This is a genomic window from Curtobacterium sp. PsM8 (genome assembly GCF_030433875.1).
Classification (GTDB): Bacteria; Actinomycetota; Actinomycetes; order Actinomycetales; family Microbacteriaceae; genus Curtobacterium.
In genome coordinates, this window is the sequence record NZ_JARUXD010000103.1 from 1 (window position 1) to 8,508 (window position 8,508).

At 72.0% G+C, this 8,508-nt stretch carries 10 protein-coding genes and 1 pseudogene; 1 reads left to right on the top strand and 10 read right to left on the bottom strand.

Translation table 11 applies throughout. The features are described 5' to 3' along the window. From QCD68_RS16160 to QCD68_RS16205, 10 genes and pseudogenes are all read right to left on the bottom strand, one after another. Nucleotides 1-475: pseudogene (locus QCD68_RS16160) on the bottom strand (DEAD/DEAH box helicase); the annotation flags it as partial. After that, on the bottom strand, nucleotides 462-1,217 hold the full coding sequence (gene scpB, locus QCD68_RS16165) for an SMC-Scp complex subunit ScpB (RefSeq protein ID WP_301223755.1): 756 nt from the start codon (nucleotides 1,215-1,217) through the stop codon (nucleotides 462-464). The pseudogene QCD68_RS16160 and the gene scpB, both read right to left, overlap by 14 nt. Then, entirely contained in the window at nucleotides 1,207-2,100 is an 894-nt protein-coding gene (locus QCD68_RS16170) for a segregation and condensation protein A (RefSeq protein ID WP_441005197.1), read from the bottom strand. The genes scpB and QCD68_RS16170 overlap by 11 nt, the downstream gene beginning before the upstream one ends. Beyond that, the gene (locus QCD68_RS16175) at nucleotides 2,084-2,962 is read right to left on the bottom strand and encodes a ParA family protein (RefSeq protein WP_221850583.1); all 879 of its coding nucleotides are present in this window, start codon (nucleotides 2,960-2,962) and stop codon (nucleotides 2,084-2,086) included. Before QCD68_RS16175 ends, QCD68_RS16170 begins: the two co-directional genes overlap by 17 nt. 127 nt (nucleotides 2,963-3,089) lie before the next feature. Further along, the gene (locus tag QCD68_RS16180) at nucleotides 3,090-3,911 is read right to left on the bottom strand and encodes an SseB family protein (RefSeq protein ID WP_301223757.1); all 822 of its coding nucleotides are present in this window, start codon (nucleotides 3,909-3,911) and stop codon (nucleotides 3,090-3,092) included. Between the two features lie 4 nt (nucleotides 3,912-3,915). Next, on the bottom strand, nucleotides 3,916-4,662 hold the full coding sequence (gene priA, locus QCD68_RS16185) for a bifunctional 1-(5-phosphoribosyl)-5-((5-phosphoribosylamino)methylideneamino)imidazole-4-carboxamide isomerase/phosphoribosylanthranilate isomerase PriA (RefSeq protein WP_111075488.1): 747 nt from the start codon (nucleotides 4,660-4,662) through the stop codon (nucleotides 3,916-3,918). Nucleotides 4,663-4,682: 20 nt separating this feature from the next. Further along, entirely contained in the window at nucleotides 4,683-5,321 is a 639-nt protein-coding gene (gene hisH, locus QCD68_RS16190) for an imidazole glycerol phosphate synthase subunit HisH (protein WP_301223758.1), read from the bottom strand. Next, on the bottom strand, nucleotides 5,318-5,920 hold the full coding sequence (gene hisB / locus QCD68_RS16195; protein ID WP_301223759.1) for an imidazoleglycerol-phosphate dehydratase HisB: 603 nt from the start codon (nucleotides 5,918-5,920) through the stop codon (nucleotides 5,318-5,320). Before hisB ends, hisH begins: the two co-directional genes overlap by 4 nt. Then, nucleotides 5,917-7,023: a histidinol-phosphate transaminase gene (locus QCD68_RS16200; protein WP_301223760.1), complete on the bottom strand. Its 1,107-nt coding sequence runs from the start codon at nucleotides 7,021-7,023 to the stop codon at nucleotides 5,917-5,919. Before QCD68_RS16200 ends, hisB begins: the two co-directional genes overlap by 4 nt. Before the next feature lie 96 nt (nucleotides 7,024-7,119). After that, a complete protein-coding gene (locus tag QCD68_RS16205) occupies nucleotides 7,120-7,482 on the bottom strand; it encodes a LysM peptidoglycan-binding domain-containing protein (protein ID WP_111075491.1) in 363 nt (120 codons plus the stop codon). 256 nt (nucleotides 7,483-7,738) lie between these two features. On the opposite strand from QCD68_RS16205, the gene lexA reads away from it, so the two are divergent. Next, nucleotides 7,739-8,383: a transcriptional repressor LexA gene (gene lexA, locus QCD68_RS16210; RefSeq protein ID WP_111075492.1), complete on the top strand. Its 645-nt coding sequence runs from the start codon at nucleotides 7,739-7,741 to the stop codon at nucleotides 8,381-8,383. The last annotated feature ends 125 nt before the right edge of the window (nucleotides 8,384-8,508 follow it).

Consider the following 8,508-nt stretch of genomic DNA (forward strand, 5'->3'; position numbering starts at 1 on the left):
CGTCGCCGCCACGGTACCCACCGGTCGGACGGTCACCGCCGCGCTCGTCACGCCCGCGGTACCCACCGGTCGGACGGTCGCCACCACGCTCGTCACGCCCGCGGAACCCACCGGTCGGACGGTCGCCGCCGCGGTCATCGCGCCCACGGAACCCACCCGTGGGACGGTCGCCGCCACGCTCGTCACGCCCGCGGTACCCACCACGCTCGCTGCCACCGGCCCGGTCGTCGCGCCCGCGGTACCCGCCGGAGGAACGGTCGCCGCCGCGCTCGTCACGCCCGCGGTACCCACCACGGTCGCCGCCACCGGCCCGGTCGTCGCGTCCGCGGTACCCGCCGGAGCCGGCCCCGTCGCGTCCGCGGGGTGCGTCGTCGCGGCGACCCGCGCCTCCCGGCCGGTCACCGCCCGGACGTCCGGACCCGCCGCGGCGGTCGTCGTCTCGTCGTGCACGGTCGTTCTGGTCAAACCCGGCCATCGGGGATCCTTCCGGTCTGCCCGAAACCGTCCGCGCCGTCCTCCAGGAGGGGCGAGATGAGCGGAAGCTCGTCGAGCGAGTTGATGCCGAGCTGCTGGAGCAGCAACTCGGAGGTGACGTAGTTGATCGCGCCGGTCTCGGAGTCCGTGAACGACTCCTCGATGAGGCCGCGCGCGACGAGCGTGCGGACCACGCCGTCGACGTTGACGGCCCGGATCGCGGCGATCTGGGAGCGGGTGATCGGCTGCTTGTAGGCGACCACGGCGAGGGTCTCGAGGGCCGCCTGCGACAGGCGCGCGGGACGTTCCGCCTCGACGAACTGCTCGACGACGGCGTCGAGTTCGGCACGGACGTAGAAGCGCCAACCGCCGCCGACCTCGCGCAGTTCGAAGCCGCGGCGGACGGTGCCGTCCACGCCGTCGAAGTCCGCGACCAGGCGGTCGACGGCCTGGCGGACGACGGGGACGGGCGCGCTGACGGCGGCGGCGAGGGCGACGAGGGACTGCGGCTGGTCGGCGATCATCAGGATCGCTTCGAGCTGCCGGAGGACGGGAACGTCGACGGGCAGGTCTGCGGGCGCGTCCGTGGCGCCTGCGGCCGGGGCGCCTGCGGCCGGGGCGGCTGCGGCGCCGCGCAGCTCGACCTCGAGCGCGCGGGCGTCCTCGATCTCATCCGCCCCGCCCGGCTCTGCGGATCCCCCGGCGCGCGACCGAGCGCCGTGCGCGTGCACGTCATCCGTCATAGTCGGCTCCCAGGTTCGCGAGGCTCTCGTCCGTCCAGTCGATCGCGGTCCACCGGAGGACCAGTTCCCCGAGCGGTTCGAGTTGTTCGAACGAGATGGAGGCGTTCCGGTACAGCTCCAGGATCGCGAGGAAACGAGCCACCACGATACCCGCCTGGTCGACCCCGGCGATGAGTTCCCGGAACGTGACGTCCGGCGTGCCCTCGTCGGCGCGGGTGCGGAGGACCGACACCACGATGGCCGCCTGCTCCCGGATGCTGACCGCGGGCGCGTGCAGGTGGTCGAGTCCGACGGTCGGGATCTCCCGCGGTGCGAAGGCCAGCGCCGCCATCGCCGCGAAGTCCTGCACGGACAGCGTCCAGACGAGTTCGGGCGTCCGGGCGCGGAACCGCTCCTCGAGCCGGACGCTCCGGACGTGGCGTCGCGACTCGGCACCCCAGCGGTCGCCGAACCAGTCCGCCGCCTGCTTGAACGCCCGGTACTGCAGCAGTCGGGCGAACAGCAGGTCGCGGGCCTCGAGCAGGGCGACGTCCTCGGCGTCGACGAGTTCACCCTGCGGCAGCAGACCGACGATCTTCAGGTCGAGCAGGGTCGCGGCGACGACCAGGAACTCGCTCGCCTCGTCGAGTTCCTCACTCGACGAGGCCTGCCGCACGTACGCGATGAACTCGCCGGTGACGACGCTGAGGGCGACCTCGGTGATGTCCAGCTCGTGCTTCGCGATGAGCGACAGCAGCAGGTCGAACGGTCCGTCGAAGTTGCTGAGACGGACCCGGAACCCGGGTGCCGTCGTGGTGCCGACCGGCGCGTCGGTCGCGCTGTCGGCGTGTCCGGCCGGGTCGGACGGGAGGCTCGTGGCCGGGTCCTCAGGCGACGGCGCCACGCTGGACGAGCTCTCGGGCCAGCTGCCGGTAGGCATGGGCCGCAGCGTGGTCCGGAGCCGTCTGCGTGATCGGTCGCGCCGAGACGGTCGCGTCCGGGAACTTCACGGTGCGCCCGATGACGGTGTCCAGGACCCGGTCACCGAAGGTCTCGACGACGCGCTCCATGACCTCGCGCGAGTGCAGGGTCCGCGAGTCGTACATGGTCGGCAGGATGCCGTCGAGCAGCAGCGCCGGGTTCAGCCGGTCCCGCACCTTGTCGATCGTCTCGATGAGCAGGGCGACACCGCGCAGGGCGAAGAACTCGCACTCGAGCGGGATGAGCACGCCGTGCGCCGCGGTGAGGGCGTTCACGGTGAGCAGCCCGAGCGACGGCTGGCAGTCGATGAGGATGACGTCGTAGTCGTTCGACACCTTCCGCAGCACGCTCGCCAGGATCTGCTCGCGAGCGACCTCGTTGACCAGGTGCACCTCGGCCGCGGACAGGTCGATGTTGGCGGGGATGACGTCGAGCAGCGGCACGTTCGTCGGCTGGATGACCTGGTTCGGGTCCTTCACGGCGCCCATCAGCAGGTCGTAGACGGTGGGGATGTCGTGCGTCCGGACACCGAGGCCGGCGGACAGGGCACCCTGCGGGTCGAAGTCGACGGCCAGCACACGGCGGCCGTACTCGGCGAGCGTGGCACCGAGGTTGATGGCGGTGGTGGTCTTGCCGACCCCGCCCTTCTGGTTGCACAGGGAGATGATGCGTGCGGGACCGTGGCCGTCCAGCTCCTCCGGCACGGGGAACGCCCGCACGGGCCGACCGGTCGGACCCGTGACGATGTCGCCGGTGCCGGAGGCTGTCGTCGGGATGCTGCTCACCGGGCCATCGTACCGGCGTGCTCGCACGGGGTCGGGCCGCACCGCCGCGTGGGGTGCGGGTCGGGGCGGACGGAGGGCGCGCCTCCCGGCTGTGTCCGACCGCGCCCGGTTCCGGTCCCCGCGCCGTTCAGGCGGCGCGGAGGGCGACGCGCATGCTGTCGACCCGTTCCGCGATGACCGGGTCGCTCGCCCACCGCTGCTGCAGGCGGCCGACCAGCTCGGCGATCTGCTCGCGGTCGAGGCCGGCGATGAGTCGGAGGCCGACGGTCAGCTCGGGCCCGGCGAACCGTGACAGCGGGTCCCCCGGCGACAGCTCGATCCGGACCACGGCGGGCTCGGTCTCGATCGTGCCGGCGAAGGCCCGCGCGACCTCCGGGTCCTCGGAGCACGGCATCCACGGCAGGTCCTGGCCGAGCGCCCACACCGCGGGACGGCGGAGGACGAACTCGGTCGCTGCCGTCGGGTCGAGCACGACGAGCTGCGTGTCCTCGCTCGCGGCGGCCATCGCGACACGGCGGGACTCGACCGGGATCGGGCGGGCGTCCGCGTCCCAGGAGCGCATCGCCTCGACCGAGGTGAAGGCGGGCATCACCGCACGACCGTCGGGACCGGCGACCGTGACGATCGAGAGTTCCTGGGTCTTGTCGACGATCCGGCCGTCCGGGGTCTCCCCGACGTCGCCGGCCTCGGCGACGAGCGGGATGAGCAGGCGGGCGGTGCGGAGGGCGTCGACGACCGCGGCGTGCGGGCCTCCGGACGCGACCGCGGTGATCGCGGCGACGACGGCGGGATCGGCCAGGCCGTCGTCCTCGGTGAAGGTCGTGTCGTGCGCGTCGAACGTGCGGCCGGCCCACGGGTTGCCGGCGGAGTCGCCCGCGTGGTCGTGGGCAGGCGCTGCCTGCTCGTCGGGGTCCGGGCCGGCACCCCGGCCGTTCGAGATGCCCGCCACGTGGCTACTCCGACGCGATGTCGAGTGCGGCCGGCAGCGTGAACGCCCCCGTGTACAGGGCCTTGCCGATGATCGCGCCCTCGAGCCCGTGCGGCACGAGTTCGCGGAGCGCACGGAGGTCGTCGAGCGTCGAGATGCCGCCCGAGGCCACCACGGGCTGGTCGGTGCGGTCGCAGACCTGGCGCAGCAGGTCGACGTTCGGGCCCTGCAGCGTGCCGTCCTTCGTGACGTCGGTGACCACGTACCGGGCACATCCGGCGTCCTCGAGCCGGTCGAGGACCTCCCAGAGGTCCCCGCCGTCCTCGGTCCACCCGCGGGCGGCCAGGGTGGTGCCGCGGACGTCGAGGCCCACGGCGATCTGCTCGCCGTACTGCCCGATCACGCGGGCTGCCCACTCCGGGTTCTCGAGCGCAGCGGTGCCGAGGTTGACCCGGGCGGCACCGGTCGCTAGCGCGGCCTCGAGCGAGGCGTCGTCGCGGATGCCACCCGAGAGTTCGACGGAGACCCCCTCGACCTCCCGGATGGCGTGCGCGATGACGCGACGGTTGTCACCGCGACCGAAGGCGGCGTCGAGGTCGACGAGGTGGATCCACTCGGCGCCCTGGTCGCGCCAGGTGCGAGCGGCGGCGACCGGGTCGCCGTACCCCGTCTCGCTGCCGGCTTCGCCCTGGGTGAGGCGCACCGCCTGGCCGTCGACGACGTCGACCGCGGGCAGGAGGACGAGGGGCTGGGTGGTGGAGAGCTCGGTCATGGTCCCGTCGGGATCGGGGGTCACAGCGACGAGACCCAGTTGCGGAGGAGGCGGATGCCGGGCTCGCCGGACTTCTCCGGGTGGAACTGCGTCGCGCTCAGCGGGCCGTTCTCGACGGCGGCGATGAAGCGTTCCCCGTGCTCGGCCCACGTCAGCTTCGGCGCGCGGAACGGACCGTAGGCGTCGAGCGGGAAGTCGGTGACCCCGTAGGAGTGCACGAAGTAGAACCGCTCGTCGCGGAGGCCGTCGAAGAGCACCGAGTCCTGGGGAGCGTCGATCGTGTTCCACCCCATGTGCGGCAGTACGTCGGCCTTGATCGGCTCGACGACGCCCGGCCACTGCCCCAGGCCCTCGACGTCGGCGCCGCGCTCGACACCACGGGCGAAGAGGACCTGCATGCCGACGCAGATGCCGAGCACCGGGCGCCCACCGGCCAGACGGTGGTCGACGATCTCGCCGCCGCGCACCCCCTCGAGCTGGTCGACGACGGCCGCGAACGCGCCGACGCCGGGGACCAGGAGCCCGTCGGCGGCGAGGGCCGTCTGCTTGTCGTTCGAGAGCGTGACGTCGGCGCCGGCGCGTTCCAGTGCCTTCGCCGCCGAGTGGACGTTGCCGGAGCCGTAGCCGAGGACGACGACGTTCGGGCGGGTGGAGCTCACAACGTGCCCTTCGTGGACGGGATGCCGTCGACGCGCGGGTCGAGTTCGACCGCACGGCGCATCGCGCGGGCGAAGGCCTTGAACTCAGCCTCCGCGATGTGGTGGGGGTCGCGTCCGTCGAGGACGCGGAGGTGGACGGTGATGCCCGAGTTCATCGTGATCGCCTCGAACACGTGACGCACCATCGAGCCGGTGAAGTGCCCACCGATCCGGTGGAACTCGAAGCCCGCCGGCTCCCCGCTGTGCACGAGGTACGGGCGGCCGGAGACGTCGACGACCGCCTGCGCCAGCGCCTCGTCGAGCGGGACCAGGGCGTCGCCGTAGCGGCCGATACCGGCACGGTCGCCGAGTGCCTGGCGGAGCGCCTGCCCCAGGACGATGCCGGTGTCCTCCACCGTGTGGTGCACGTCGATGTCCGTGTCGCCGGAGCTCTGCACGCGCAGGTCGATCAGCGAGTGCTTGCTGAACGCGGTCAGCATGTGGTCGAAGAACGGCACGCTGGTCGAGATCTCGGACGTCCCGGTGCCGTCGAGGTCGAGCGACAGGGAGACGGTCGACTCACTCGTCGAGCGGGTGATCTCGGCGGTGCGCGCGGTCATGCTGCAACCCTAACGGGCGGCTGCTCGGCGGCGACCGCACGCATGGCGTCGAGGAACGCGGTGGTCTCCTCGGTCGTGCCGGCGCTGACCCGGAGGTGGTTCGGGATGCCCAGGTCGCGGACGATCACGTCGCGCTCGAGCAGCGACTCGAACGCCGCACGCGGGTCGGCGACGCCACCGAACAGGACGAAGTTCGACCACGTCTCGTGCGGCTGGTACCCCATCGCCCGCAGCTCCGTGACCATCCGGTCCCGCTGGCCGCGGATGTCGTCGACCATGCGGAGCATCTCCGGGGCGTGCCGGAGTGCCGCGACCGCCGCCGCCTGGGTGAGCGCGGACAGGTGGTACGGCAGGCGGACCAGACGCAGGGCGTCGATCACCGCCGGATCGGCGGCGAGGTAGCCGACGCGGGCGCCGGCGAAGGCGAAGGCCTTGCTCATCGTGCGGGACACGACCAGACGCGGGCGACCCGGCAGCAGGGTCAGCGCCGTCGGCTGACCGGCGGGCATGAACTCGGCGTAGGCCTCGTCCACCATCACGATGCCGTCGGTGGCGTCGTACACGGCCTCGATCGTGGCGAGGTCGAGCGGCGTCCCGGTCGGGTTGTTCGGGCCACAGAGGAACACCAGGTCGGGCTGGTGCGCGCGAACCGCGGCGACGGCGGTCTCCGGCGAGATGCGGAACTCGGGGTCGCGCTCGGCGGCGATCCACCGGCTGCCGGTGCTCGACGCGATGATCGAGTGCATCGAGTACGTGGGCGGGAAGCCGAGCACGCTGCGGCCCGGGCCCCCGAACGCCTGCAGCAGCTGCTGGATGACCTCGTTCGAGCCGTTCGCCGCCCAGATCGACTCGGCACCCAGGCCGTGGCCCAGGTACCCGGCGAGGGACTGCCGCAACTCGGTGAACTCGCGGTCGGGGTACCGGTTCACGGTCGTCAGCGCCTGGCGGATCGAGGCGACGATGTCCTCGGCCACGTCCTCCGGCACCGGATGGGTGTTCTCGTTGACGTTGAGCTGCACGCGGACGTGCTTCTGCGGGGCGCCGTAGGGGCTCTGCCCGCGCAGGTCGTCGCGGATGGGGAGGTCTTCGAGCGTGGTTGCCACCGATCCATCGTAGGCCGCGCTGCCCCCATGAGGACCGGCCGTCTGGACGGTCACGCCAGGGGCGAACGCCGACCTGCCCGATCCGTCAGGAGCAGGTCAGTGCTCGTACTGCGTGGGGATCGAGATCTCTTGCCCGGCCTGCACCGCGGAACCGTTCAGCGCGTTGAGGCTCACGACGTCCTGGATGAAGTCACGGGGGTCGGTGTTCGGCGCGGTGTCCTCAGCGACCTGCCACAGGGTCTCGCCCGGCTGGATCGTCACGGTGTCGAAGTGCACGTTCGCCGCGCGGTCACCGGCCGAGGCCTGGCCGCCGTTCAGCATCGCGATGCCGACGCAGAGCAGGACGGGAACGGCCGCGAGGGTGGTGAAGACCACTCGCCCGCGACGGGTGAGACGGAGGCGCGTGCGCGCTGCGGGTGCTGCGGTGTGCTGCATGTCCGCGATGGCGTTGGTGCTCATGTCGTTGCCTTCCTGCTTGCGTTGGTGCCGGTACGACCGTGCTGGTCGTCCGAAGCCGTGTACCGAACATACGTTCGAGCCAGAGGTTGCACAACCCCCAGGAGGGGATTTGTGGGGAGTTTTCTTGCGACACGCTCGAACAGGTGTTTGTCCGACATGTCACGGTCGGATACTGTTTCGATCGACTGGAGCAAGTCTCATCGGGACCACTGACATTCCCGCGGGGCTCGGTTCCACTCCGGACGAAGGGCGAGACGTGGTGGACGAACTGCGCGGACAGAAACCGTTGACGGCGAAGCAGCAGTCGATCCTCGACGCGATCCGAGCGTCGATCGCGAGCCGGGGCTACCCGCCGAGCATGCGCGAGATCGGCGACGCGGCCGGACTCTCGTCACTGTCGAGCGTGTCCCACCAGCTCGGGCAGCTCGAGCTCGGCGGCTGGATCCGCCGCGACCCGAACCGCCCCCGTGCACTCGAGGTGCTGGTCGACGAGCCCACGCCCGACTCCGACGGCCCCGACGTCGACGCAACGACGCTCGTGCCCCTGGTCGGCCGCATCGCCGCCGGTGTCCCGATCACCGCCGAGCAGCACGTCGACGAGATCATCCCGCTCCCCCGTCAGCTGGTCGGGACGGGTGACCTCTTCATGCTCAAGGTCGTCGGTGAGTCGATGATCGACGCCGCGATCTGCGACGGCGACTGGGTCGTCGTCCGGTCGCAGCAGACGGCGGAGAACGGTGACGTCGTCGCCGCCATGCTCGACGAGGAAGCGACCGTCAAGGTCTTCCGCCAGCGCGACGGCCACACCTGGCTACTCCCCCGCAACACCGCCTTCGAGCCGATCCTCGGCGACGCGGCGACCGTCCTCGGCAAGGTGGTGGCGGTCCTCCGCTCCCTCTGACCCCGCAAGACGCAACGACCGGGGGGGCCCGCCCCCGCCCCCCGCGGGGGGGGGGGGCCCGGGGTGGGGTGTTGGCGACACACCCGGCCCGGGCCCCCCCCCCCCCCCCCCCCCCCGCCCCCCCC

Excerpts from the sequence above, each read along its gene's own strand:
- scpB (WP_301223755.1), bottom strand. The coding sequence starts at position 1,217 with ATGACGGATGACGTGCACGCGCACGGCGCTCGGTCGCGCGCCGGGGGA.
- priA (WP_111075488.1), bottom strand. The coding sequence starts at position 4,662 with ATGACCGAGCTCTCCACCACCCAGCCCCTCGTCCTCCTGCCCGCGGTC.
- hisB (WP_301223759.1), bottom strand. The coding sequence starts at position 5,920 with ATGACCGCGCGCACCGCCGAGATCACCCGCTCGACGAGTGAGTCGACC.
- QCD68_RS16205 (WP_111075491.1), bottom strand. The coding sequence starts at position 7,482 with ATGAGCACCAACGCCATCGCGGACATGCAGCACACCGCAGCACCCGCA.